This window comes from Bacillus sp. FSL H7-0578, from assembly GCF_038630855.1.
Lineage (GTDB): Bacteria > Bacillota > Bacilli > Bacillales > Bacillaceae > Bacillus > Bacillus safensis.
This window is the reverse complement of the sequence record NZ_CP152045.1, coordinates 2,132,877-2,158,337: the sequence shown is the minus strand read 5'-3', so window position 1 is coordinate 2,158,337 and position 25,461 is coordinate 2,132,877. Positions and strand designations below refer to the sequence as shown.

General features: G+C 41.7%; 28 protein-coding genes. 23 read left to right on the top strand and 5 right to left on the bottom strand.

Annotated features, from left to right (window positions below):
- Positions 1-15 precede the first annotated feature (15 nt).
- On the top strand, positions 16-1,272 hold the full coding sequence (locus MHB41_RS11010; RefSeq protein WP_327831506.1) for a dihydrolipoamide acetyltransferase family protein: 1,257 nt from the start codon (positions 16-18) through the stop codon (positions 1,270-1,272).
- Positions 1,273-1,337: 65 nt separating this feature from the next.
- On the top strand, positions 1,338-1,631 hold the full coding sequence (locus MHB41_RS11005; protein ID WP_024428019.1) for a YesK-like family protein: 294 nt from the start codon (positions 1,338-1,340) through the stop codon (positions 1,629-1,631).
- 14 nt (positions 1,632-1,645) lie between these two features.
- Here the strand turns inward: MHB41_RS11005 and MHB41_RS11000 are convergent, their stop codons facing one another.
- Complete coding sequence (locus tag MHB41_RS11000) at positions 1,646-2,539, bottom strand: YegS/Rv2252/BmrU family lipid kinase (protein ID WP_340900165.1); 894 nt, start codon at positions 2,537-2,539, stop codon at positions 1,646-1,648.
- A 169-nt stretch (positions 2,540-2,708) separates the two neighbouring features.
- Here MHB41_RS11000 and MHB41_RS10995 point away from each other — a divergent pair, with 169 nt between their 5' ends.
- The 6 genes from MHB41_RS10995 (at position 2,709) to MHB41_RS10970 (ending at position 7,228) form a co-directional block, all read left to right on the top strand.
- The gene (locus MHB41_RS10995; RefSeq protein ID WP_024428021.1) at positions 2,709-3,146 is read left to right on the top strand and encodes a BrxA/BrxB family bacilliredoxin; all 438 of its coding nucleotides are present in this window, start codon (positions 2,709-2,711) and stop codon (positions 3,144-3,146) included.
- 195 nt (positions 3,147-3,341) lie between these two features.
- The gene (locus MHB41_RS10990; RefSeq protein ID WP_024422920.1) at positions 3,342-4,106 is read left to right on the top strand and encodes a transporter substrate-binding domain-containing protein; all 765 of its coding nucleotides are present in this window, start codon (positions 3,342-3,344) and stop codon (positions 4,104-4,106) included.
- 114 nt (positions 4,107-4,220) lie between these two features.
- Positions 4,221-4,877 carry an amino acid ABC transporter permease gene (locus MHB41_RS10985; protein WP_024422919.1) on the top strand — a complete coding sequence of 219 codons (657 nt, stop codon included), beginning with the start codon at positions 4,221-4,223 and terminating at the stop codon, positions 4,875-4,877.
- Entirely contained in the window at positions 4,870-5,592 is a 723-nt protein-coding gene (locus tag MHB41_RS10980) for an amino acid ABC transporter ATP-binding protein (RefSeq protein ID WP_034280282.1), read from the top strand. The genes MHB41_RS10985 and MHB41_RS10980 overlap by 8 nt, the downstream gene beginning before the upstream one ends.
- Before the next feature lie 120 nt (positions 5,593-5,712).
- Positions 5,713-6,666, top strand: a complete 954-nt coding sequence (locus MHB41_RS10975) for an aromatic acid exporter family protein (RefSeq protein WP_024422917.1) — start codon at positions 5,713-5,715, stop codon at positions 6,664-6,666.
- A 52-nt stretch (positions 6,667-6,718) separates the two neighbouring features.
- Positions 6,719-7,228 (top strand): L,D-transpeptidase, encoded by a 510-nt coding sequence (locus tag MHB41_RS10970; RefSeq protein ID WP_034280283.1) that lies wholly within the window; start codon positions 6,719-6,721, stop codon positions 7,226-7,228.
- Positions 7,229-7,266: 38 nt separating this feature from the next.
- Here MHB41_RS10970 and prli42 read toward each other — a convergent pair whose 3' ends face one another.
- Entirely contained in the window at positions 7,267-7,359 is a 93-nt protein-coding gene (prli42, locus tag MHB41_RS10965; protein WP_149126490.1) for a stressosome-associated protein Prli42, read from the bottom strand.
- Positions 7,360-7,460: 101 nt separating this feature from the next.
- Between prli42 and mce the strand changes: the two genes are divergently transcribed.
- Genes mce through MHB41_RS10945 form a run of 4 tightly spaced genes read left to right on the top strand, consistent with a single transcriptional unit; the run spans position 7,461 to position 10,956 of the window.
- Entirely contained in the window at positions 7,461-7,883 is a 423-nt protein-coding gene (gene mce, locus MHB41_RS10960) for a methylmalonyl-CoA epimerase (RefSeq protein ID WP_340900166.1), read from the top strand.
- Positions 7,876-9,339, top strand: a complete 1,464-nt coding sequence (locus tag MHB41_RS10955) for an acyl-CoA carboxylase subunit beta (protein ID WP_101676889.1) — start codon at positions 7,876-7,878, stop codon at positions 9,337-9,339. Before mce ends, MHB41_RS10955 begins: the two co-directional genes overlap by 8 nt.
- Before the next feature lie 16 nt (positions 9,340-9,355).
- Positions 9,356-10,477 (top strand): tripeptidase T, encoded by a 1,122-nt coding sequence (locus tag MHB41_RS10950; RefSeq protein ID WP_061109329.1) that lies wholly within the window; start codon positions 9,356-9,358, stop codon positions 10,475-10,477.
- A gap of 14 nt (positions 10,478-10,491) precedes the next feature.
- On the top strand, positions 10,492-10,956 hold the full coding sequence (locus MHB41_RS10945; protein ID WP_024422912.1) for a chemotaxis protein CheW: 465 nt from the start codon (positions 10,492-10,494) through the stop codon (positions 10,954-10,956).
- Between the two features lie 36 nt (positions 10,957-10,992).
- Here MHB41_RS10945 and MHB41_RS10940 read toward each other — a convergent pair whose 3' ends face one another.
- Positions 10,993-11,772 carry a membrane protein insertase YidC gene (locus MHB41_RS10940; protein WP_046312291.1) on the bottom strand — a complete coding sequence of 260 codons (780 nt, stop codon included), beginning with the start codon at positions 11,770-11,772 and terminating at the stop codon, positions 10,993-10,995.
- 66 nt (positions 11,773-11,838) lie between these two features.
- Positions 11,839-12,120, bottom strand: a complete 282-nt coding sequence (locus MHB41_RS10935; protein ID WP_024422910.1) for a hypothetical protein — start codon at positions 12,118-12,120, stop codon at positions 11,839-11,841.
- A 180-nt stretch (positions 12,121-12,300) separates the two neighbouring features.
- Here MHB41_RS10935 and MHB41_RS10930 point away from each other — a divergent pair, with 180 nt between their 5' ends.
- From MHB41_RS10930 to MHB41_RS10885, 10 genes are all read left to right on the top strand, one after another.
- Entirely contained in the window at positions 12,301-13,293 is a 993-nt protein-coding gene (locus tag MHB41_RS10930) for a carbon-nitrogen hydrolase family protein (RefSeq protein ID WP_034280773.1), read from the top strand.
- A 298-nt stretch (positions 13,294-13,591) separates the two neighbouring features.
- On the top strand, positions 13,592-14,836 hold the full coding sequence (locus MHB41_RS10925) for a DNA polymerase IV (protein ID WP_217008850.1): 1,245 nt from the start codon (positions 13,592-13,594) through the stop codon (positions 14,834-14,836).
- A 98-nt stretch (positions 14,837-14,934) separates the two neighbouring features.
- Complete coding sequence (gndA, locus tag MHB41_RS10920; RefSeq protein WP_034280291.1) at positions 14,935-16,344, top strand: NADP-dependent phosphogluconate dehydrogenase; 1,410 nt, start codon at positions 14,935-14,937, stop codon at positions 16,342-16,344.
- Positions 16,345-16,460: 116 nt separating this feature from the next.
- Positions 16,461-17,309, top strand: coding sequence for a GRP family sugar transporter (locus tag MHB41_RS10915; RefSeq protein WP_034280777.1), 849 nt, complete (start codon positions 16,461-16,463; stop codon positions 17,307-17,309).
- 12 nt (positions 17,310-17,321) lie between these two features.
- Positions 17,322-18,107, top strand: a complete 786-nt coding sequence (locus MHB41_RS10910) for an SDR family oxidoreductase (protein WP_034280292.1) — start codon at positions 17,322-17,324, stop codon at positions 18,105-18,107.
- Between the two features lie 318 nt (positions 18,108-18,425).
- Entirely contained in the window at positions 18,426-18,737 is a 312-nt protein-coding gene (locus MHB41_RS10905) for a PTS sugar transporter subunit IIB (protein ID WP_024422905.1), read from the top strand.
- Between the two features lie 2 nt (positions 18,738-18,739).
- Entirely contained in the window at positions 18,740-19,072 is a 333-nt protein-coding gene (locus MHB41_RS10900; RefSeq protein WP_041109730.1) for a PTS lactose/cellobiose transporter subunit IIA, read from the top strand.
- 25 nt (positions 19,073-19,097) lie between these two features.
- Entirely contained in the window at positions 19,098-20,444 is a 1,347-nt protein-coding gene (celB, locus tag MHB41_RS10895; RefSeq protein WP_034280299.1) for a PTS cellobiose transporter subunit IIC, read from the top strand.
- A complete protein-coding gene (locus MHB41_RS10890) occupies positions 20,428-21,834 on the top strand; it encodes a glycoside hydrolase family 1 protein (RefSeq protein WP_034280300.1) in 1,407 nt (468 codons plus the stop codon). The genes celB and MHB41_RS10890 overlap by 17 nt, the downstream gene beginning before the upstream one ends.
- A 189-nt stretch (positions 21,835-22,023) precedes the next feature.
- Positions 22,024-22,746 carry a GntR family transcriptional regulator gene (locus MHB41_RS10885; RefSeq protein WP_034280302.1) on the top strand — a complete coding sequence of 241 codons (723 nt, stop codon included), beginning with the start codon at positions 22,024-22,026 and terminating at the stop codon, positions 22,744-22,746.
- A gap of 47 nt (positions 22,747-22,793) precedes the next feature.
- On the opposite strand, the gene zwf is transcribed toward MHB41_RS10885, so the two are convergent.
- On the bottom strand, positions 22,794-24,269 hold the full coding sequence (gene zwf / locus MHB41_RS10880; RefSeq protein WP_034280304.1) for a glucose-6-phosphate dehydrogenase: 1,476 nt from the start codon (positions 24,267-24,269) through the stop codon (positions 22,794-22,796).
- A gap of 221 nt (positions 24,270-24,490) precedes the next feature.
- Here zwf and rnz point away from each other — a divergent pair, with 221 nt between their 5' ends.
- Positions 24,491-25,420, top strand: coding sequence for a ribonuclease Z (gene rnz / locus MHB41_RS10875; protein WP_061109327.1), 930 nt, complete (start codon positions 24,491-24,493; stop codon positions 25,418-25,420).
- The last annotated feature ends 41 nt before the right edge of the window (positions 25,421-25,461 follow it).

Sequence of the window (25,461 nt, the reverse complement as noted above, 5' to 3'; positions counted from 1 at the left end):
GAGGAGGGTTTCAAAGTGGCAATTGAACAAATGAAAATGCCTCAGCTAGGTGAAAGTGTAACAGAAGGAACCATTAGCAAATGGCTCGTTTCACCTGGCGATCATGTGAATAAATACGATCCGATTGCGGAAGTCATGACAGATAAAGTGAACGCAGAAGTTCCGTCATCTTTTACAGGAACGATTACAAAGCTATCGGCTGAGGAAGGCGAAACGCTGCAAGTAGGAGAAGTGTTCTGTGAAATTGAGATAGAAGGAAGCGAGCAGCAGAGTGTGAAAGAAGAAGCAGCACCTGAGCTAAGCGAAGCGCCTGAAGCAGATCAAACAAATGAGAATCAAAGTCAAAAGAAACGTTATTCTCCAGCCGTTCTTCGTTTAGCAGATGAGCATAGCATTGATTTAGCGGCTGTTCAAGGTACAGGAGCAGGCGGCCGAATCACTAGAAAAGATTTGCTGCAGCTCATTGAAAACGGCGGCGTCAAAGAGAAGACAGCACCTGTCAATGAACGTGCTGTTCAACCGGAGCCTGCGCAGCCATCTCAAGCAAAAGCGGCACCTGCCGTCCCTTCTATGCCTGGTGATGTTGAGCTGCCAGTCACGCCGATCCGTCAGGCAATTGCAGCCAATATGCTGAGAAGCAAACATGAAATTCCGCATGCATGGACGATGATGGAAGTCGATGTGACAAATCTAGTGACAAGAAGAAATCAGCTGAAGGATCAGTTTAAAGCAAAAGAAGGCTTTAACTTGACGTTCTTTGCGTTCTTTGTCAAAGCAGTGGCTCAGGCCTTAAAGGAATTCCCTGAAATGAACAGCATGTGGGCCGGAGATAAAATTGTGCAAAAGAAAGCAATCAATGTTTCGATTGCTGTCGCTACAGATGACGCGCTTTTTGTTCCAGTCATTAAGGATGCGGATGAAAAGACCATTAAGGGCATTGCCAAAGAAATTCATGAGCTGGCGTCTAAGGTGAGACAAGGAACGCTTAAGCAAAGTGATATGGAAGGCGGTACCTTCACTGTCAACAACACGGGATCATTTGGTTCGGTACAATCAATGGGAATCATTAATTATCCGCAAGCGGCGATTTTACAAGTAGAATCGATCGTGAAGCGTCCAATGATAGTAAACGGAATGATTGCGGCAAGAGACATGGTCAATCTTTGTCTTTCATTAGATCACAGAGTACTAGATGGGCTTGTATGCGGCAGATTCCTTCAGCGAATTAAACAAATCCTTGAAGGCATCGACGAGCAGACATCTGTTTATTAAAACAATATTTTCCCCCTCCCGGCATGAGAGGGGGATTTCCACATCTAGGAGAAAGGAGCGATGATATGTCTGGACTAGATTTTTTTGCTTTTCTAACGATTGGTCTCATGTTTATCACAGCGATTGCCTTCGCTTTTCTGCGGTACATTTCTAAATCACGCAATCATCCTGAACGATTACTGCTTATCATATCGATCGTTTCAATCATTCAAATCGTGTACTGTCTGCTGATTGTCGGCGGATTTAAAGGAGCAGCCAATAGCTTTTTAGGAATATCACTTCTCGCCGGGACGCTTCTTGGATATGCACTTGAATATTTATACAGACGATATATCAAAAAAACGCCCGAATCAAAATGATGTCGGGCATTTTTTTATTCTGCTGGAACAATAAAGGTCAAATGCTGTTTTAACACTTCTAAAGAAGAAGGGGCTGTCATATAAACCTCACCATCTGTATCAGCATCCATTTCCTCTTTTGTGTGGATATAAATACTGGACGCTTGAATGAGAGACAGATCGCCGGTGAAATCCTCCAGCTCTTCACGGTTCATTGAGAAGATTTCTTTTAAAGCAGAGAAACTCGTATTTCTGCAAATTAAGATTTCTGCTTTTCCATCATCAATGGCTGCATGAGGCAAATCAATTCTATTTGTACCGATAAAATGTCCATTCATGACAAGAACGATGACAGCTTCCTCATCCCAGCTTTCCTCTTCTGTCTCAATACGTACGTGAAAAGGATCTGTTTGCTGCAAGGTGCGCAGCGCACTTGTGAAGTAGCTGATTTTGCCGAGAACGGCTTTTTCCTTGTCGTTAATATTGTTGGACGTGTCTGCGATCAGCCCAATTCCCCAAAAGTTTAACACGTATCGATCTTCTGCTTTGATTAAGTCAACCTTTTTCTCTTTGCCGTCTACAATCATTTGAGCGGCTTTCTGCACTTGTTGAGGAATACCTAGTGTTCTAGAAAAATCATTGCATGTCCCGCCTGGCAATATCGCTACAGCGGGCCTTTTTTCTAAGCTGCCAATACCGTTCATGCATTCATGCACGGTACCGTCTCCGCCTAATATGATGAGCAATTCCACCGTTTCATCAATTTGACGGCAGAAATCATAAGCATCATTTGGCTGCTTTGTTGGTTTCAAAATGAGTTCATCAATATGTAGAGAAAGAAGAGGCACTGTTTGACCGAGTGTTTTTTCCATGTTTTTTTGTCCGGCATTTCCATTATAAATGAGCATCGCTTTTTTAAATTGTGCCATCACGCAGTTCTCCCTTTCGTCTCTTTATCATCACTTTTCCCCAATTTGACAGCTCATAAACGATGTTCGGAAAAAGACGCGAAGGAAAAGACAACACATTTGCCCGCAGGCGTTTTCCTTGATATGATGGAGTTAAAATGGTTATGGTACGCAAAAGGAGTGGACGAACTTGAATATTGATTTTAATTTATTTATGAATGATATTGTGAAACAAGCGAGAGAAGAAATTAAGCAGGCAGGTTACACTGAGCTCACATCAGCTGAAGAAGTAGACGAAGCACTGACTAAAAAAGGAACGGCACTTGTCATGGTGAATTCAGTATGCGGCTGTGCAGGCGGTATTGCAAGACCAGCTGCCGGCTATTCTGTTCATTACGATAAGCGTCCAGATCAATTGCTGACAGTATTTGCTGGGCAGGACAAAGAGGCAACAGCAAGAGCGCGTGAATACTTTGAAGGCTTCCCGCCATCTTCACCATCTTTCGCCTTATTAAAAGATGGAAAAATCATCAAAATGGTCGAGCGTCATGAAATTGAAGGGCACGAGCCAATGGAAGTCGTTTCAAAACTACAAGCCGCTTTTGATGAGCATTGCGAAGAAATCTAACATATGACGTTTGAATGAATAAATATAAAGCAGTCCGGTCTTTAGATCGGTCTGTTTTTTGTTTTATAAGACAATAGAATCAAAATAATTTTAGCAAAATACTATTGCATCTTAAAAAGAAAGTGTTTAAAATACATTATAGTGAATAAATATTCAAATCATTACATGATTTTAAATACTGGGAGGCATCATCATATGAAAAAGTGGTTATTATTACTTATGACAGCTGGTCTTGCAGCTGCACTCGCAGCATGCGGAACTTCTTCTAATAATTCAAACGCATCAGGAGATGACAAGACACTCGTTATGGCGACATCAGCAGATTATCCGCCATTTGAATCAAAAGACGGAGATAAAATTGTCGGTTTTGATGTAGATCTTGCAACAGCACTAGCGAAAAAGAACGGCTACAAGCTAGAAATTCAAGATATGGACTTTGCTAGCCTTGTATCAGCCCTTAAAACAAACAAAGCTGATATTGTCCTTGCAGGAATGACACCTACAGAAAAACGTAAAAAGCAAGTTGATTTCTCTGATGTTTATTACAATGCTAAAAACTTGGTTGTATCAAAGAAATCTAGCGGTATTAAGGCAGAGAAAGATTTAAAAGACAAAACAGTCGGCGTTCAATTAGGTTCCATTCAACAGGATGAAGCAAATGGACTGCAAAAGAAATATAACCTAACAGTTGAAGACCGTAATAAAATTTCTGATATCATTCAAGAGATTAAAGCAGGCCGTTTTGATGCAGCAATTATTGAAGATAAAGTAGCTGCTGGTTACTTGAAAAAGGAAAAAGACTTCCAAGCATTTGGGTTGAACAGCTCAAACGAAGGTTCAGCCATTGCATTCAAGAAAAACAGCGACTTAACAGCGAAATTTAATAAATCATTAAAAGAAATGAAAGATAATGGCGAACTTGATAAATTAATTAAAAAATGGTTTGCTGATGAAAAGTAAGTCAGGAAAAGGATCAGCGTCATTCAAGAAAATCAAGTAGAAAAGCGCTGAAAAGTTCAACTCATGTTGAACTTTTTTCCTGTTTTGTATGAAGGCAGAAAAAAGGAGAATGTCATGTTTGATTTTAAAGATGTAATACCTCAGATGCCCTTTATTCTAGAAGGACTTAAGGTCACGCTTTCTATAGTAGTGGTATCCCTTTTACTTGGATTTATCTTAGGAATTTTATTAACGCTTTGTAAAATTAGTGTGTTTAAACCGCTCATTTGGCTTGCAGATTTTTATACGTCAATTTTCCGAGGCACACCGCTTGTGCTTCAATTGCTCATTATTTATTTTGGTCTGCCTCAGCTTCTTGGGTTTCAAATCGACCAATACTGGGCTGCTGTAGCGGCATTTTCACTCAACTCGGCGGCATACGTATCTGAAATTATTCGTGCGGGTATTAATGCCATTGATAAAGGTCAAAAAGAAGCGGCCGTTGCTTTAGGCATCCCTTATGCTAAAATGATGAAGGACTTATTGCTTCCGCAGGCGTTTAAAAATATTTCACCTGCACTTGTGAATGAAACGATTACACTGACAAAAGAATCAGCGATTGTAACAGTCATCGGACTGGGGGATGTCATGAGACGAGCCTATCAAGCAGGGGCCGTTACGTATAATTATCTTGAACCGCTTATTTTTGCGGGTCTTATCTATTATGTCATCGTGCTTGTTCTCACCTTTGTCGGCAAATCGGTGGAAAGGAAGTTAAAATCAAATGATTAAAATAGAGAAACTCACAAAATCTTTTGGTAAAAATGAAGTTTTAAAGGGGATCGACACCACCATTAAAGAAGGGGAAGTTGTTGCGGTCATTGGACCATCTGGTTCAGGAAAATCGACGTTCCTTCGCTGCATCAATTTACTTGAAAAGCCGACTTCTGGTGTCATTACGATTAAGGACACCGAAATCACCAACCCAAAAACGAATGCACTAAAAGTGCGTGAGAACATCGGAATGGTATTTCAGCATTTCCATCTGTTCCCGCATAAAACGGTGCTGGAAAATATCACGTATGCGCCAATGAATGTGAAGAATCAATCGAAGGAAGACAGCATCAAACAAGCTGAAGACCTGCTCAAAAAGGTAGGGCTTTTAGAGAAAAAAGATGATTTCCCGAACCGTTTGTCCGGCGGTCAAAAGCAGCGTGTGGCGATTGCGCGTGCGCTTGCGATGACACCAGACATTATGCTGTTTGACGAACCAACGTCAGCCCTAGATCCAGAAATGGTCAAGGAAGTATTAGAGGTCATGAAAGAGCTGGCTCAATCTGGAATGACACTCGTCATCGTCACACATGAAATGGGCTTTGCAAAAGAAGTGGCTGACCGCGTGATCTTTATGGATGATGGGAAAATTGTAGAGGATGCAAACCCTGTACAATTTTTTGAATCACCGTCTTCACAGCGTGCGCAAGACTTCTTACAAAAAATATTATAAAGAAATAAGAGAAGGAGACTTAACATCTCCTTCTTTTTTTGATTATAATGGGGAAAGTAAAAAAAGTTCATCATTTCACAAAAGTGAATGGAAACAAGACAGAAAAGAGTGAATCACATCATGTTTAAAATCGGCTACCGAACGCTGAAAACAGCATTAGGAACAGCGATCGCTATTTATATTGCACAATTGCTTGGCTTGCAAAATTATTCAGCTGCCGGGATTATTACGATCCTTTGTATTCAGGTGACAAAGAAAAGATCCCTGTTAGCATCGGGAGCCCGCTTTGCAGCTTGCAGTCTTGCCATTTTATTTTCTTATTTATTTTTCGATCTGATTGGGTATCATCCTTTTGTGATCGGTTTGATGCTGCTTGTCTTTATTCCGACAACGGTTCTGCTTCGAATTAAAGAAGGGATTGTCACAAGTTCAGTCATCATCCTCCATTTATACATGTCTGGCGGGATTACCCTGCATCTCATCTGGAATGAACTGCTGCTGATTACCATTGGTGTTGGGGTAGCGCTGATTATGAACCTCTATATGCCAAGTGTTGATAAAAAGCTCAAACGCTACAGCGAACAGATTGAAGCCAACTTTGCTAAAATCTTTGAGGAAATCGAGCAATACTTAATGACAGGGAAACAAGACTGGACAGGAAAAGAAATACCAGAGACACATCAATTGATTAAAGAAGCAAAAGCTCTCGCATATCGTGATGTTGAAAACCATGTATTAAGACATGAAAACCTGTACTATCATTATTTCAACATGAGACAAAAGCAATTTGAAATCATTGAGCGTGTGCTGCCTAAAATTACGTCGATTTCCGTCACAACGGAGCATGGACAAATCATTGCAGAATACATTAGAGACTTACGCGAACATATTCACCCAGGGAACACAGCGCATAAGTTTTTAAGACGTCTCATTGATATGAAAGAAGAGTTCGATGCACTTCCGCTCCCGCAAACACGAGAAGAATTTGAGGCAAGAGCGGCACTCTTTCATTTCCTCGGTGAAATGGAACAATATTTAGTACTGAAAAGCTATTTTAAAGGGATGAAAGAATAGAGACGCATGAGTTCCTCCTTCATTGGTCAATCTAATGAAAAAGGAGGAGCCTATGCGTCTTTTATTTTATACCGTACTGACCATGTCCCTTTCACCAATCTGGCCGCTTGGACAAAACCCGCTGCCAGGTGACCCATTTGTCATTATTAATAAACAAACAAATGAACTTGCCTTTATTGATCAAGGGAAAATTCAAAAAGTATATCCTGCCTCTACAGGAAAAACAGCAGATTTAACGCCAGAAGGTGAATTTACGATTATGATCAAAGCGAAAGATCCCTATTACAGAAGAAAGAATATTGAAGGCGGTGCGAAGAATAATCCTCTTGGGCGAAGATGGATTGGATTCGATGCACGAGGAACAGATGGAAGAACCTACGGAATTCATGGAACGAGTGACGAAACTTCGATTGGGAAATTTATCACAGCAGGCTGTGTAAGGCTTCATAATCAAGATGTAGAGCGATTGTTTGATCAGCTTCCAATTGGTACAAAGGTATGGATTACAACCTCAAGCGATTCTTTTGAAAAGCTTGCCAAAGACAAACAGGCCATTCGTTGATATCGCGAATCACCTGCTTGTCTGCTTTTATTCAAACCTTATAAAAAGGCTGCTGCTCCTGCTAAAAGTGAAGAAACTAACAGCAGGCTAATCATAAGCAATACCATAAATTTCATGAATTTTTGAGACATATCGCACCCCTATAACCGAAGATTTTTGCGACAAGCGCACTTGTCTTTATTTTATCTGGTTTTTTCATATGCGACAAGTGATCAGCAAAGGAAGTGAACGGATGAACCAAATCGATCATATTGCCATTGCCGTCTTTTCTATTAAAGAAACATCTCAAACGCTTCATCAGCTATTTAACTGGCATTTTTCAGACATACAAGAGATTCCTGAGCAGGAGATTAAAGCGTCCTTCGCTTTACTTGATGATCTGCACATTGAATTAATTGAGCCCATCTCAGCCCGCAGTAAACTACATACCTTTTTAACAAAAAGAGGAGAGGGGCTCCATCATATTGCGTTAAAGTCAGATGACATTCAAATGGATCTTAGCCGTCTCGATCACCTTGGCATGCAGCTTCTCCAAAAAACAGCACAGATGGGCGCCAGCGGAAAGCAGATTGCCTTTATTTCACCTAAAGAAACGTCAGGTGTGTTATTTGAATTGTGCGGGTCCTTGAAAGGAGAGAAACATTGCGATGAATGAATCGTTCAATGACTTGACTGAATGGCGGAATAAAGCGTTAATGGGCGGCGGCGAAAAACGAGCAGCCGCTCACAGAAGCAAAGGAAAGCTGACGGTGCGAGAGCGGCTGCATGAACTTCTTGACGAGGGCAGCCTGATGGAAATTCAGTCATTTGCAACAGGCGGTCTGTCAGAGCATGTTGGTGACGGTGTCGTCATTGGAACGGGACTCATTCATGGTAAGCCTGTCTGTGTTTATGCACAAGATGCAACCGTATATGGGGGCTCATTAGGCGAAATGCATGCCAAAAAAATTGTCTCTTTAATGGACCTTGCAGCTGAAAATCAGATGCCGGTCATCGGTCTAAAAGACTCAGGTGGTGCGAGAATTCAAGAGGGTGTGGTATCATTAGAAGGATACGGACAGATTTTTAAACGGAATGTGCTGTACTCTGGTCGAATCCCGCAAATATCTGTTATTTTAGGCTCATGTGCTGGAGGTGCAGTCTATTCTCCTGCATTGACTGATTTTGTCTTCATGACAGAGCAAACAGCTCATATGTTTTTAACTGGTCCGAAAGTAATAGAAAAGGCAACAGGAGAAACGGTCTGTCCTGACCGTCTTGGCGGTGCAAGTGTTCAGCATCAGACAAGCGGGAATGTGCACTATACTGGGAAAGATGAGAAGGACGTGTTAAAAGCAGTTCGCACTCTTTTAACGTACATACAAACAAAACAGCAGGCTGTCATGCACGCTGAAGCACGAAAGCATGATTCCGCCGATCCAGGCAGCATCCTGCCAAAGGATCCATCACGCACCTATGATGTCAAACAAGTGGTGACAGCGATAACCGATCCAGACTCATTCTTTGAAACGCAGCCTTGTTTCTCAAAAAATATTGTCACTGGTTTCGCCAGACTACAAGGAGCCTCCATTGGTGTTGTTGCCAATCAGCCAAAGGTGCTGGCAGGCAGCCTTGATCTTGATGCTGCCGATAAAGCGGCCAGGTTTATTCGATTTTGCGATGCGTTTCATATTCCGATCTTAACCCTTGTGGACGTTCCTGGTTTTTTACCAGGGGAGAAAGCCGAGCATGCGGGAATTATCCGCCATGGGGCAAAGCTTTTATATGCGTACGCTGAAGCAACCGTTCCAAAAATCACTGTGATTTTAAGAAAGGCGTTTGGCGGTGCATATGTCGCAATGAATAGTAAGGGCTTAGGCGCTGACTTTGTTTATGCATGGCCAGAGGCCGAAATTGATGTCATGGGGAAAACGTTCGCAGACGAAATCGTTCATCCTGCTTCGCGCGAGCCTGAGAACAAACCAAGTGTATGGAAAGCGGCTCAGGCAGGTCTGATAGACGATATTTTCATGCCAGCTGAAACGAGAGAGCGATTGATCCGCTCATTTGATGTGCTTCGCAGTAAGGAAGAAGATAGACCGTTAAAAAAGCATGGCAACATGCCGCTATAAGAGGAGGAGCATCATTATGATCAATGAAAAACGCTTACTAGACGAATTTTTAGAATTAGTTCAGATTGATTCAGAAACAAAACACGAAGAGAAAATTGTTGAAGTCCTAAAAGAAAAATTCTCGCAGCTTGGTCTAAAAGTGGTTGAAGACGATTCAAAAGCGGTAACAGGCCACGGCGCAGGCAACCTTATCTGCACATTAGAAGGAAATCAAGAGGCAGATACGATTTATTTCACTTCTCATATGGATACAGTTGTACCGGGGAATGGCGTAAAACCAGTCATTGAGGACGGCTATGTGAAAACAGATGGAACAACCATTCTTGGCGCTGACGATAAAACAGGACTTGCTGCTATGTTTGAAGCGATTCGCGTGCTGAAAGAGAAAAATTTACCGCACGGGACGATTGAATTTGTTATCACAGCAGGTGAGGAATCAGGACTTGTTGGAGCAAAAGCGTTAGATCCGAATTTGATGACAGCGAAATACGGCTATGCCCTTGATTCAGATGGTAAGGTCGGTACGATTATCGTAGCTGCACCAACACAGGCAAAAGTACGCGCAACGATTTACGGAAAAACAGCTCACGCAGGTGTCGCGCCTGAAAAAGGTGTGTCTGCGATTACCATTGCATCTAAAGCAATTGCCAGTATGCCGCTTGGCCGGATTGATGAAGAAACAACGGCGAATATCGGACGTTTTGAAGGCGGAACACAAACGAATATTGTGTGCGATCAAGTTGATATTTTGGCGGAAGCACGCTCTTTAGAACCAGCAAAAATGGAAGCTCAAGTAGCGAAGATGAAAGAAGCCTTTGAAAAAACCGCTAAAGAAATGGGCGGAAGTGCCGATGTACAAATTGACATCATGTATCCAGGCTTCAAATTCTCACACGGCGATCAAGTCGTAGAAGTGGCGAAAAAAGCGGCAGAAAAAATTGGCCGTCCTTCAGAACTGCAGACGAGCGGCGGAGGCAGTGATGCAAACGTCATTGCAGGCAACGGCGTCCCAACTGTCAACCTAGCTGTTGGATATGAAGATATTCATACGAAAAATGAGAAAATGCCGATTGAAGAATTAGTCAAAACAGCTGAAATGGTTCTCGCCATTATCGAAGAAACGACAAATCCATCGTAAAGGCAGGAGACTCTGTGAGCACGCAAAAGATTATTATTTTTCAGGTGGGACAAGAGGAGTTTGGCATCAGTGTAGAGCATATTCGTTCGATTGAAAAGGTCCCTTACTTACAAGAAGTATCGAATCTTCCAAAAGAAATTAAAGGCCTGATGTCATTAAGAGGAGAGGTCATTCCTGTCAGTGATACAGGCGTGATGCTTCACGGAAAGCCTCTTGATGTGAACGAGCAGTCAAAGGTGCTGTTATTTGAAGTTAACGATCAAATGATTGGCTGTCTTGTCTCAGATGCAAAAGATATCATCGATATCGAGCAGAGCGAGATCAAGCCATTTCATATGAACACGAAGGCCTCTGAATATTTCTTCGGCGTTGTGGAGAGAGAAAACAAAATGATTTTGCAAGTGGACCCAAATAAGTTCCTTGGGAAAATTGAGGACCTCGATCAATTGCCAGACCGGTTGAAAGAAGAGTTGGCATAATGAAGAGCCCCTTATCTTTAGATAAGGGGTTTATTTTTATTCAGCAGCTGGTTTGGCTTGTTCGTTAGCCGCAGCTTTCGTTTTTGATTTTTGGTACATGACATTTAAAATAATCGTTTGAATCGTGAGTAGTAGTCCGCTTGTCATCCAGTATAAAGGAAGAGCAGCGGGTGCATTAATTGAAAGAAACAGCATCATGATTGGGAAAATCATGCCCATTACTTTCGCTTGCTTCAGCGCAGCCTCTGTCTGGGTGCCTGATTGCTTCGCATATTTTTGCGTGACATAAAATTGCAAGAAATACATAGCCCCTGCAAAGACTGCCACCAATAAATCGGTTTGTCCTAAGTTAAACCATAAGAACGTATGAGTTGCGATCTCAGGTGTTGAGCGGATTGCTGAGTAAAAGCCAAGAACAATTGGAATTTGAATCAGCATAGGCAGACAGCCCATTGCCAGCGGGTTCACATTGTTCTCTTTATATACTTTCATCATTTCCATTTGCAGTTCTTTTTGTTTTTCAGGATCTTTCGTTTTCTTCAATTTGCTTTGTATTTGGTCAATCTGAGGTTTCACCAGTGCCATTTTTTCCTGCATGACTCTTTGCTTCTTAAATTGATTCGCAAAAAGCGGGAAAATCAGCAGGCGGACAATCAAGGTGACGAACATAATGGATAAACCATAATCATCATGGAAAAAGTTCGCAAGCCAAATGATCAGCTCAGAAAAAGGCTGAACAAAATAATGATGGAAAAACCCATCAGAGCTCGTATTCGTTTGCGCACTCGCTGCAAATGCAGGTGACGCAATCATCATCAAACATAAAGTCGTAAAAACAGTCAATAAACGTTTCAATTCGTTTCCTCCTCATGATTAAAAAATTTAATTAGTGAGAGGAAGCGAATGGTCTTCATCATCATTAGATGATCTTTTCATTCGAATGACTTTACTAATCCAAGTTGTAATGCGATCATATATGATAAACAGAAAGTCTGTTCGATTCAAGCAAGATGCGTCCAACTCTTCCAAACGATGTCCACCAAGGTGTTCGTTCATACGGCAGTCTTTTAGTAAAAACGCAATGCCGATGGCCGTCAGCGCTGGAAGAATAATCGTAAAGAATTCAACAAGGAAAAAGACTTCATTGAATGTATCAATAATCATGATTATCACATCCATTTCATTACTCACAGTGTACTATACACATGGTTAAATGTCTAACAGAACCACGTGTTTTCTCTATTAAATAAAATTCCTTATTTTGTATAAAATAGTAAATGTCATCCAAACTTCATATTTCCTATCCTATAATGAGGGGGATGAAAAGAAATGGAGGTTTTGAATATGACAAGTATTTACCCAAAGTTTCGAGCAGCTGCGGTACAAGCAGCACCTGTCTACTTAAATTTGGAAGCAACCGTTGAGAAATCATGTGAACTGATCGACGAGGCAGCTTCAAATGGTGCAAAGCTTGTGGCATTCCCAGAAGCATTTTTACCTGGTTATCCTTGGTTTGCTTTTATTGGTCATCCAGAATACACGAGAAAGTTCTATCATGAATTATATAAAAATGCAGTTGAAATCCCTAGCTTAGCCATTCAAAAGATCAGTGAGGCAGCAAAAAGAAATGAAACGTACGTTTGTATATCATGCAGTGAAAAAGATGGCGGCTCTCTCTATTTAGCTCAGCTTTGGTTTAATCCGAATGGGGATTTAATTGGAAAACATCGGAAAATGAGAGCTTCTGTAGCAGAAAGACTCATTTGGGGGGACGGAAGTGGAAGTATGATGCCGGTGTTTCAAACTGACATTGGAAACCTTGGCGGATTAATGTGCTGGGAGCATCAAGTTCCACTTGATCTTATGGCGATGAATGCCCAAAATGAGCAGGTACATGTAGCCTCTTGGCCAGGTTATTTTGACGATGAAATTTCAAGCAGATATTATGCCATCGCGACACAGACATTTGTGCTGATGACTTCATCTATATATACGGAAGAAATGAAAGAGATGATTTGCTTAACGCAGGAGCAAAGAGATTACTTTGAAACATTTAAGAGCGGGCATACGTGCATTTACGGGCCGGATGGGGAACCGATCAGTGATATGGTTCCAGCTGAAACAGAGGGAATTGCGTACGCTGAAATTGATGTAGAAAGAGTCATTGATTACAAGTTTTATATTGATCCGGCTGGACACTACTCCAATCAAAGTTTGAGTATGAATTTTAATCAACAGCCCACTCCGGTTGTGAAACAATTATATCCTCAAAAAAATGAAGTATTCACATATGAGGACATTCAATATCAACATGGTATACTTGAAGAAAAAGTGTAAATGAACGTGAAACCCAGCGCGCAGACAAACCCTCGCATTCTTTGTCAGTCCTGCGCTCCGATGCTCGTCCTTCCTAGGGCTGCCAAGGTTTTTGATCACGCTGAAAAGAAGACAAAGGGCTAAAATCAAGATCATTTTAACCCTTTGTCAACAATCTGGAACCTTCTCTTTTTTAGAGAAGGTTTTTTTGAGGAAAGATGAAATAAATCAATGTATAATTGAGCATAAAAGGGATCCATCATGTTTGATATATGAGGAAACAGCTGATCAAAATACAGGTAGACAAGAAAATGGGGTTATGCCAATGTCAAATATTATTTTCCATATAGACATGAATGCTTTTTATGCCAATGTAGAAATGGCGTATGATCCTTCTTTGCGAGGGAAACCTTTAGCCATCAGCGGAAATGCAAAAGAGCGTAAAGGGATTGTTGTGACGTGCAGCTACGAGGCAAGAGCACTAGGAGTGAAGCCCCCGATGCCCTTGTGGGAGGCGAAGCGGCTATGTCCGGGACTCATTGTCCGCACACCGAACTTTGACCGATACCGCAGCTCCTCACAAGAGATGTTTACAATACTTAGAGAATACAGTGATTTAGTCGAACCTGTATCGATTGATGAGGGCTATATTGATTTAACGCATACACCATATGCCGAGCATGCGGTAAAAACGGCTCATGATATTCAAACAAGGCTTGTAGAGGAGCTGATGCTACCTTCAAGTATCGGCATTGCACCGAATAAATTTTTAGCGAAAATGGCGTCTAATTGGAAAAAGCCAATGGGCATCACCATATTGCGTAAACGAGATGTGCCGAACATGCTCTGGCCGCTCCCTGCTGGTGACATGCACGGGGTTGGACAAAAAACGGCAGATAAATTAAAGAAAATCGGAATTCATACTATTGAAGACTTAGCGAAAGCGAATGAGTATACGCTAAAAGAATTGCTTGGCATTAATGGTCCGAGATTAAAGCAAAAGGCGAATGGTGAACATGACGGCATCGTGGACCCAGAAAGAATATACGAATTTAAATCCGTCGGCAATTCATCCACTCTGCCTCATGATTCGGATGATTCAGATGAACTTGTCACGTTAATTGATAAGCTGTCACAATCTGTGAGTGCAAGGTTAAGGAGAAAAGAAGTGATGGCAAATCGGCTGCTCATCATGATTCGGTATGCAAGCTGGAAAAATATCACGCGAAGTGTCATGCTCTCGAATCCAACGGATCGAAAGGAAGATATATTTGAAGCGGCAAAGCAGTTATTCCTTAAACATTGGAATGACCAGCCAGTGAGGCTCTTAGGTGTGACGGGGACAGACCTTGTCGAACGAAAAGCAGCTGTTAAACAGCTTGATTTATTTTCATATACAGAAGATGCAAAAGAAGAGCCCCTCCAAACCATTTTAGATGGACTGAAAGAAAAATATGGAAAGTCATTGGTGCAAAGAGGGATCACCATTAAGGAAAAAGAGAGCAAAACAAGCGGGACAAGTTTTAATAAAGATTTTTTTCAGGACGAAAGAGGAAATGACTAGCCTGAAAACTTGATAAAAGAGGTGATGTTGTGGTAATTTCAAAGGGTACATCATTTCAGCAGTAATCAATATAGTGTGTTAGAAGGGACGTCAGAATTATGTCAAAACAACAAATCGGTGTGGTTGGACTAGCCGTTATGGGGAAAAACCTTGCCCTCAATATTGAAAGCCGCGGTTTCTCCGTATCCGTTTATAACAGATCTAGCAGCAAAACAGAAGAGTTTCTTCAAGAAGCAGAAGGAAAAAACGTTGTTGGCACATACAGCATCGAAGAATTTGTTCAGTCGCTTGAAACACCGCGTAAAATTCTTTTAATGGTAAAAGCTGGTGCAGCAACAGATGCAACCATTCAATCATTACTTCCTCACCTAGAGAAAGGTGACATTTTAATTGATGGTGGAAATACATATTACAAGGATACACAAAGACGTAACCAAGAGCTTGCAGAGAGTGGTATTCACTTCATTGGTACAGGTGTTTCCGGCGGTGAAGAAGGCGCGCTAAAAGGCCCTTCCATCATGCCAGGCGGTCAAAAAGAAGCGCATGAGCTAGTGAAACCAATCTTAGAAGCGATCTCTGCGAAAGTAGATGGCGAGCCTTGTACAACGTATATCGGCCCAGATGGAGCAGGACATTATGTCAAAATGGTTCATAACGGTATCGAGTATGGGGATATGCAATTGATCTCTGAATCATACTTTATCTTGAAGCATGTTGCTGGTTTGTCAGCAGCGGAGCTTCATGAAGTATTCTCAGAGTGGAATAAAGGCGAGCTTGACAGCTATTTAATCGAAATTACAGCTGACATTTTCACAAAAGTGGATGAAGAAACAAACCAGCCGCTTGTGGATGTTATCTTAGATAAAGCTGGTCAAAAAGGAACTGGAAAATGGACAAGCAAAAGCTCACTTGATCTAGGTGTCCCGCTTCCAATCATTACTGAGTCTGTTTTTGCGCGCTACATTTCTGCAATGAAAGATGAGCGTGTGGAAGCAAGTCAATTGATCGAAGGTCCTGAGCCAGCGCAATCAGCTGAGAATAAACAAGAGCTGATCGAAGCGGTTAGAAAAGCCCTATTCATGAGTAAAATCTGCTCTTACGCACAAGGCTTTGCGCAAATGAAAGCAGCGTCTGATGAATATAACTGGGATTTAAAATACGGTGAAATTGCGATGATCTTCCGCGGCGGATGTATCATTCGTGCAGCCTTCTTACAACAAATTAAAGAAGCATATGACCGTAATCCTGAACTGAAAAACCTATTGCTTGATCCATACTTTAAGGATATTGCTCAAAACTATCAGTCATCACTTCGTAAAGTCATTTCACTTGCAGTGGAACAAGGAGTTCCTGTTCCTTCATTCTCAAGTGCACTTGCTTACTTTGATAGCTATCGCACAGCTGTCCTTCCAGCGAATTTAATTCAAGCACAGCGTGACTATTTCGGTGCACATACGTATGAGCGCACAGATAAAGAAGGCGTATTCCATACTGAATGGATGAAATAAATAGAGAACGACTGAAAAACCTTACCTTTGGTAAGGTTTTTTTGTTTGTATCTTTTCGGCTAAAAATGTGAAAAAGAGGGATGCTATGTAAAAAAGACAAGAAAGTAGGGATAGAAGTGGGCATTTTATATGCACTTCTCCCAGCGATATTTTGGGGAAGTATTGTTCTCATCAGTGTCAAACTAGGCGGGAATGCGTATCAGCAAACCCTCGGCATTACGCTCGGCGCATTTTTATTTTCGATTGCAGCGTTTTTCATCAAAATGCCAGAGCTGACACCGCTTATTTTTGCGGTTTCCGTCATTTCAGGCATCTTCTGGAGTATTGGACAAATGAATCAGCTTTCAAGTGTTGCTTTTCTCGGTGTATCTAAAGCGGTTCCTTTATCAACGGGCATGCAGCTTGTGAGCACAACGCTATTTGGTGTCATGGTCTTCAAAGAATGGCAGACGATGACGGTCATACTCATTGGTTCTTGCGCCATTTTACTGATCATTGCAGGTGTTGTGATGACATCGCTCGGTCAAAAAAAGAATGGCGGCGGGGATGGCAGAGGCAATTTTAAAAAAGGGATTATTATTCTGCTCATCTCAACCGTTGGCTACGTCGGATATGTCGTCATTTTAAGATGGTTTGATATTGATGGCTGGTCTGCACTTGTCCCGCAATCCGTCGGCATGCTGCTTTCATCCTTAGCGATTAGTTTAAAGCAGGATCCATTTAGTAAATATACGTTTAGAAATATCATTGCCGGTCTTGTTTGGTCAACAGGAAATCTTGGTCTGCTTTTGGCCATTCCATTAATCGGCGTAGCCGTAAGCTTTTCGATGTCACAAACAGGGATTGTTATCTCAACACTAGGCGGCATTTACTTATTAAAAGAGAAAGCATCTAGAACAAGCTTTGTCATTGCAGGCTGCTTGATGATTATTGCAGGCGGTGTGCTGCTAGGCTTTACAAAATAGGAGGTTACACGAATGTATCCAGATTTAGAAGGAAAAACAGTTCTGATTACAGGTGCAGGTACAGGGATTGGTCAAGCGATGGCCCGCCGATTTGGACAAGAAAAAGCCAATGTGGTGATCAATTACTTCTCCGATAAAGAAAATCCGGATGAAACCATTGCAGATATTCAAAAACATGGCGGACAGGCTGTGAAAATCAAGGGAGACGTATCAAAGGAAGAGGATATGCAGGCGATGATTGATAAAGCTGTTGATACATTTGGCAGTCTTGATGTGATGATCAATAACGCAGGCATTGAAAATGAAGTACCTTCTACCGAAATGACGCTGGATAATTGGAACAAAGTGATGTCTACCAATTTAACAGGCATGTTTCTAGGGTGCCGTGATGCACTGAAGTATATGACAGATCATGGGATAGAAGGTTCGATCATTAATATGTCGTCGGTTCATCAGCAAATTCCTTGGCCTCATTTCGTCCATTATGCAGCCAGTAAAGGAGGCGCAAAGCTTTTGACAGAAACATTGGCGCTTGAATATGCCCCTAAAAAAATCCGTGTAAACAGCATTGCACCTGGCGCCATTGATACCCCGATTAATGCGGAGAAATTCGATGATCCAGCATTGAAAAAAGGCGTGATTGAGCTGATTCCAATCGGTTATATTGGAAAGCCAGAAGAAGTGGCAGCATGTGCTGTCTGGCTGGCATCAAAAGAGGCGAGCTATGTCACAGGCCTGACGTTATATGTAGACGGCGGCATGACAAAGTATCCTGGGTTCCAGGCAGGAAAAGGATAAGACAATGAAGACAAATCAGCGTGTAGACAAACCCTCGCATTCGGTGTCAGGTCTGCGCTCCGGTGCTCACGAATGTCAAATTCGCTCCGCTCCTGTGCTCGTCCTTCCTAGGGCTGCAAAGGTTTTCTATCAGGCTGAAAAGAAGACAAAGGGCTAAAATCAAGCATTTTAGCCCTTTGTCAACAATCTGAACGAGCGTAAAATACGCTCTTTTTTATATTAAATACAGACAAATGAAATTAAATGTCTAGACATTTAAAAATAAAAATATATAATATTAATTGGAAGCGCTTTTATTACAACAATGGGGTGAGAGAAATGAAACGTATTTTATTAGCATGCAGTTCGGGAATGTCTACGAGTTTACTAGTGACAAAGATGAAAGCACATGCCGATTCAATCGGGGACGAAGCAGAAATTTGGGCAGTTGGTCAAGATCAAGCAAAAAAAGAAATGGCGAATGCAGATGTTGTGTTAATCGGACCGCAAATGAGCTTTTTAAAAGGAGACCTTCAAAAAGAAGCAACAAAATACGGGATTGAGGTAGAGGTCATTGATATGCAGGCATACGGGCTTGCCGATGGACAAAAAGCGTATGAACAGGCACTTACATTGATGGGAGAATCTTAAGGATGGAAAAGAAAACACTCGAAGGGCTCACGGAGGAACAAGTGAGCTTTCAATTGATCTTACACAGCGGGAATGCACGCAGCAAATTGCTTCAGGCTCTGAAACAATATCGAGAAGGTCTAGAAGAAGAAGCTTTTGGTCTTATGAAAGAAGCGGAAGAAGATTTACGGCTTGCACATGACATCCATTTTCAACTCGTGCAGAAAGAGGCAGGCGGAGAAAGGGCATCCTTTTCCTTACTGCTCATGCACGCTGAAGATCACTTAATGTCGACCATTACCATCAAGGAGCTTGTGGGAGAGCTCCTGCCGATATTCCAATCGCTTAAACAATAAAGGGTGTAAACAAGGGGGGAAACCAATGTTTGATAAAATAAGTGCCATTTTGGTTCCGATTGCTGGGAGATTGAACAACAACCGCTATTTAGGCGTTTTACGTGATGCCTTTATGCTTGCGTTCCCGCTCACCATCTTTGGTTCCATTATGGTTGTGCTGATGAATTTGCCATTTTTAGATAAAATCATGAGTAAAACCGTACTGGAAGGCGTCCAGTCTGCACTGAATATCGCACCGAGTGCGACCATCAGCATTATGAGTGTGTTTGTTGTATTTGGGATCGGCTACTATTTATCAAAAAGCTATGATGTAGAAGCTGTCTTTGGCGGCGTGATTGCTTTAGCCTCTTTCTTGCTTCTAACTCCGTTTTTACTAGAACAAGAAGGCGGTGCAACGATTGCAGGCGTTATCCCAGTTGATCGTTTAGGTGCAAAGGGAATGTTCCTAGGAATGATCACAGGCTTTTTGTCTGCTGAAATTTATCGTTATTTTGTCCAGAAGAAATTTGTGATCAATATGCCGCAAGGGGTTCCGCCAGCTGTTTCCAAGTCTTTTGCTGCACTGATCCCGGCTACTTTGACACTTACAACCTTTTTGTTTATTAATATCATCATTACACAAGGCTTCAAAACAAATATGCATGATTTGATTTATCATGCCATTCAGGCGCCGCTTGTCGGTCTTGGAAGCGGTATCATTCCGACGTTGATCGCTGTTTTCTTTATACAAATTCTTTGGTTCTTTGGGCTCCATGGCCAAATTATTATCAACTCTGTCATGGATCCGATTTGGAATACATTGTCCATACAAAACCTAGAAAGCTATACAAAAACAGGTGAGGTTCCTAATATCATCAGCAAGCAGTTTATTGAAATTTATACGGTTGGAATGGGTGGAACCGGTATGACGCTTGCTGTTGTGTTTACGATTTTAATTTTCCTGAAAAGTAAGCAATTAAAACAAGTAGCCAAGTTGGGCTTAGGACCAGGATTATTTAACGTCAATGAACCGATTATCTTCGGTTTACCGATTGTTATGAATCCGCTTATTCTCATTCCGTGGATTTTGGCGCCAATGGTCATTACATGTATTACTTATTTTGCGATGGCATCAGGCATTGTACCGCCGCCGACAGGCGTGAATATCCCATGGACAGTACCGATCTTTATTAGCGGAATGATGGCAACAAATTCACTAGCGGGCGGTCTGCTTCAGCTGTTTAACCTGATGATTGTGTTTGTCATTTGGTTCCCGTTCCTGAAATTTATTGACCGTATGAATGTGAAAAATGAAAAAATAACGACAACAGAAAAAACGAAGGCAGCAAATATCAAAGGCGAAGGAGACTCAATACATGTCGATGGAAACTAACAAGCAATCATATACATTCCCAGAAGGTTTCTGGTGGGGATCTTCTGCTTCTGCGACGCAAACAGAAGGGAGCGTCCCCGGCGATGGAAAGGGACCGAACATTTGGGATCATTGGTTTGAACAAGAGCCGACTCGTTTTTTTGATGGCGTAGGGCCGGACGTGACATCTCAATTTTATCGAAAATATAAAGAGGATATCCGTCTCATGAAAGAAATTGGCCACAATTCATTTCGGCTGTCGATTTCATGGTCACGCCTCTTACCTGAAGGAACAGGTGCCGTCAATGAAGAAGCGGTGTCTTTTTACAATGATGTGATCAATGAACTGATTGCACATGATATCGAGCCATTTGTGAACCTATACCATTTCGATATGCCAATGGCGCTTCAGGAGAAGGGCGGCTGGGTGAACAGACAGGTGGTCGACGACTATGTCAGCTATGCGGCATTATGCTTCCAATTATTTGGTGACCGGGTGAAAAAATGGTTTACCCATAACGAACCGATTGTGCCTGTAGAAGGCGGATATATGTATAGCTTTCATTATCCAAACGAAGTCGATTTCCAAAAGGCTGTACAGGTCGGTTTTCATGAACTTTTATCAAATGCGAAGGCGATTGCGGCTTATAAAAAGCTGCAGCAAGGCGGTAAGATTGGCATCATCCTAAACCTGACTCCTTCGTACCCGCGAAGCCAGCATCCGCGCGATGTAGAAGCAGCAGAGATGGCAGATGCTTTCTTTAACCGTTCTTTCTTAGATCCTGCGGTGAAGGGGCATTTCCCGGAAAAGCTAGTAGAAGTCTTAAAGAAAGAAGGCTTTATGCCAAGTATGGAAGAAGGGGACCTTGAGCTCATTCGAGAGAATACGATTGATCTTCTTGGCATCAACTATTATCAGCCAAGAAGAGTGAAAGCGAAAGAGCATATGCCGCACCCTCAAGCACCATTTATGCCGAACCATTATTTTGATTCTTTTGAGATGCCGGGAAGAAAAATGAATGTGTATCGAGGCTGGGAAATCTATGAAAAGGGCATTTATGACATATTGAAAAAAGTCCAAACAGACTATGATAATATTGAATGTTTTATTTCTGAAAATGGCATGGGTGTCGAAGGAGAAGAGCGGTTTAAGGATGAAGAAGGAATGATTCATGACGATTACCGCATTGACTTTATTTCTGAGCATCTCAAATGGGTTCATCGAGCTATTCAAGAAGGAAGCAATGTGAAAGGCTATCATCTATGGACCTTTATGGACAACTGGTCCTGGTCGAATGCATATAAAAATCGTTATGGATTTGTCTCAGTCGATCTTCAAAAAGACGGGAAACGAACGATTAAGAAAAGCGGATACTGGTTTCAATCCGTTTCAAAGAATAACGGTTTTTAATCAAAATACTTGCTCTTTCCTTGAAAAGAGCAGGTATTTTTCTTATGTGACGGGAAGTGGATGAAACAAAAATGGCTGGCACCTTTTAAGCTCACATCCCTTAGTGTAAAATGAGAGGAAGGCTAAAAAACGCCATATTTCCTTCTAGAATAAAGCGCTATGAAAAAACAAGTCAGTTGGTGGTGTGAGATGAAGAAGTATGAACTCATTTCAGAAGAAATCAGAAAACGAATAGGAACAGCATATTATCCAGAAGATCAACCCATTCCAGATGAAAACTCGCTTGCCGCCGAATTTCAATGCAGCAGAATGACAATGAAACGTGCGCTCGATCTTCTCGTTGCAGAAGGCCTGCTCTTTAGAAAAAGAGGCCACGGTACATTTATTGTAAAGGCAGCGCTCAATCAAGGGGCAATCAATGTATCAGGCCATGAAAATAAAGGGTTCACAAAGGTCATGGCAGATAAAAACGTCACGACTCAAATCATTCATTTTGATGTCCATTTTCCAAGCGAAGAGGTGGCAGCCCACTTATCTATTGACTCAACCACACCTATTTATGATATCATCCGGCTCCGTCTTGTGGATGAAGAGCCTTATGTATTAGAAAAAACGTTTATGCCTGTTAATCTCATTAAGGGCATAGATGAAAAAGTTCTACTGGGTTCTATCTATGGCTACATTTCAAATCAGCTTCATTTAAAAATAGCAGGAGCGCACAAGAAAATTAGAGCGGCTAAATCAGATCAGCTGGATCAGCAGTATTTAGGGTGTGACCCCACAGATCCTGTGCTTGAAGTCGAGCAGGTTGCTTATTTAAACGCAGGGCAGCCGTTTGAATATTCATTTAGCCATCATCGCTATGATAAATTTGACTTTTCAACGGTTGAAATAACAAAAACAGGACGTTAAAAAAAGAGCAGAACCCCCAAGGGAGACTGCTCTTTTTTCATATGATTTTATATATTCCACCAATGGTATCCATCTTTTTCTAGAAGCTCATCAGCTTCTTTCGGTCCCATAGAACCAGCAGGATAGTTTGGTTTTAATGTTTTGCTTTCTGCCCATTTCTCAGAAATCGGATCAACAAAGTTCCAAGAAAGTGCCACCTCGTCCCAGTGAGCAAAGTTTGTCGCATCGCCTAGCAAGCAGTCATGAATCAGCTTTTCATATGCTTCTGGTGTATTCATGATGTCGTTATAGTTTGTTTGGTAGTCAAGCTTAATCGGTTTCGCATATGTGCCGCCATCCAGCTTGCGAGCATTTAAGTGAAGGGTGATGCCTTCATCTGGCTGAATATGAATGACGAGTAAGTTTGGATGCATGGCATTTCCGTTTCCATAGTACAGGTTCATTGGAATGTCTTTAAATTGAACCACGATTTGAGTAGATTTCTTTTCTAACCGTTTTCCTGTTCGAATGTAAAATGGCACCCCGGCCCATCTAAAGTTATCAATCAGCAGTTTCCCTGCCACAAATGTTTCTGTGTTTGAGTTCGGGTCAACATTTTGCTCTTCCAGATAAGAAGGAACGACATTGCCATTCATCGTACCAGTATCATACTGACCGCGGACAAAGAATTGATCGACCTCATCTTTAGAGAAAGGACGAAGAGCGCGCAGTGCTTTCCGTTTTTCGCTGCGGATTTCCTCTGTATTCAGTTTAATTGGCGGCTCCATTGCTAAAAGGGCAACCATTTGAAGCATATGGTTTTGGACCATATCTCTTAGTGCACCAGAATTTTCGTAATATCGAGCCCGGTCTTCAACCCCTAAGGATTCACTGGATGTAATTTGAATGTTTGAAATATAGCGGTTTGTCCAAAGTGGTTCAAAGATGGCATTTGCAAAGCGGATGACTTCAATGTTTTGAACCATTTGTTTACCAAGGTAGTGGTCAATACGATAAATTTGATCTTCTGTGAATGCATCACGAATTTCTTCATTTAATGTTTTGGCACTTGGCAGATCGTGCCCAAATGGCTTTTCAATGACAAGTCGTGACCAGCCGGTTGTTTCTGATACGCCCTCACTCTTTAGGAACTTCGCAATCGTTCCGAAAAATTCCGGTGCCATAGCTAAATAGAACATGCGGTTATTTGGAATACTGTACGTATCTTCAAGGCCTGTTAAAAGCGTGTTTAGCGATTGATAGGAAGCAGGGCTTGATACGTCAAAATCGTGATAATAGAAATGTGAAATGAATTCCTCTGTTTTCGCTTCTGCATCATCAGAAGAAACAGATTCCTTTACCACAGCTCTGAGGTCCTCATGAGACCACGGGCGGCGTCCAACTCCGACAACAGCGAATTGATCACCTAGCTTTCCGCTATGGTAAAGTCTATGTATAGAAGGGTAGAGCTTGCGTTTGGCAAGGTCTCCTGTTGCGCCAAAAATGACAATGACTGCTTTAGGGTTGTTAGTTTCTGTATTCACGAGAAGTACCTCACTTTATTCGTAGCATTGTTGTAAAAACCGAGAATGTATGTACATTTTCTTTATTTTAAAGCTTCATTGTTCGTAAAGCAAACATTTGATTCGACTTTTTCTGCTCTCGTTTCACTTTTTTCAATAATTCCGTTGAATTCACATTTACCTTGTCTTCATGTATTCTATATGAATGAAGATATTGTATACCGGCTTTAGGAGGAAAAGTAATGGAACTGCTCTTTTTAGGAACAGGTGCAGGCATACCTGCAAAAACAAGAAACGTCACTTGCACAGCGCTAAAGCTTTTAGAAGAAAGAAATGCAGTGTGGCTTTTTGATTGCGGAGAAGCAACGCAGCATCAAATCTTACATACAACGATTAAACCGAGAAAGATCGAGAAAATATTTATCACACATATGCACGGTGATCATGTATATGGTCTTCCGGGACTCCTTGGCAGCAGATCCTTTCAAGGCGGGGAGGATGAATTGACGATCTATGGACCAAAGGGCATCAAGGCCTTTGTGAATGCAGCACTTTCAGCTACACAAACGCATTTGACATATCCGCTGCATATCATAGAAATAGATGAAGGGATCGTCTTTGAAGATGATACCTTTCAAGTAGAAGCAAGAAGAGTCTCTCACGGGATTCCAGCTTACGGCTATCGGGTTGTGGAAAAAGATATGCCTGGTTCATTAAAAGCCGAAGATCTAAAAGAAATCGGTGTAAAACCTGGACCTTTGTATCAGAAGTTGAAAAATGGGGAAACCGTGACACTCGAAGATGGAAGAGCCATTGATGGAACCGATTATTTGGAACCCCCTAAAAAAGGGAGAATCGTTGCATTTTCAGGAGATACCCGTTTGTGCGAGAATATAACAAGGCTTGCCAAAAATGCGGATGTGTTAGTCCATGAAGCAACATTCGGTAAAGAAGATGCAGATTTAGCCTACAATTATTATCACAGTACAACAGAACAAGCAGCGAAAACAGCACAGGAAGCAGGCGCAAAAAGGCTCATTTTGACCCATATAAGTGCACGTTACCAAGGAGAAGAGGCACTGAAACAACTGTTGAAAGAAGCGCGCGATATATTCCCGCTGACAGAAGCTGCACATGATTTCTCTTCTTTCCCCATTGAACGCACCCTGTAAAAATTGGATGAATCGTCAAAAAAAGTTGTGTGATTTTTTTG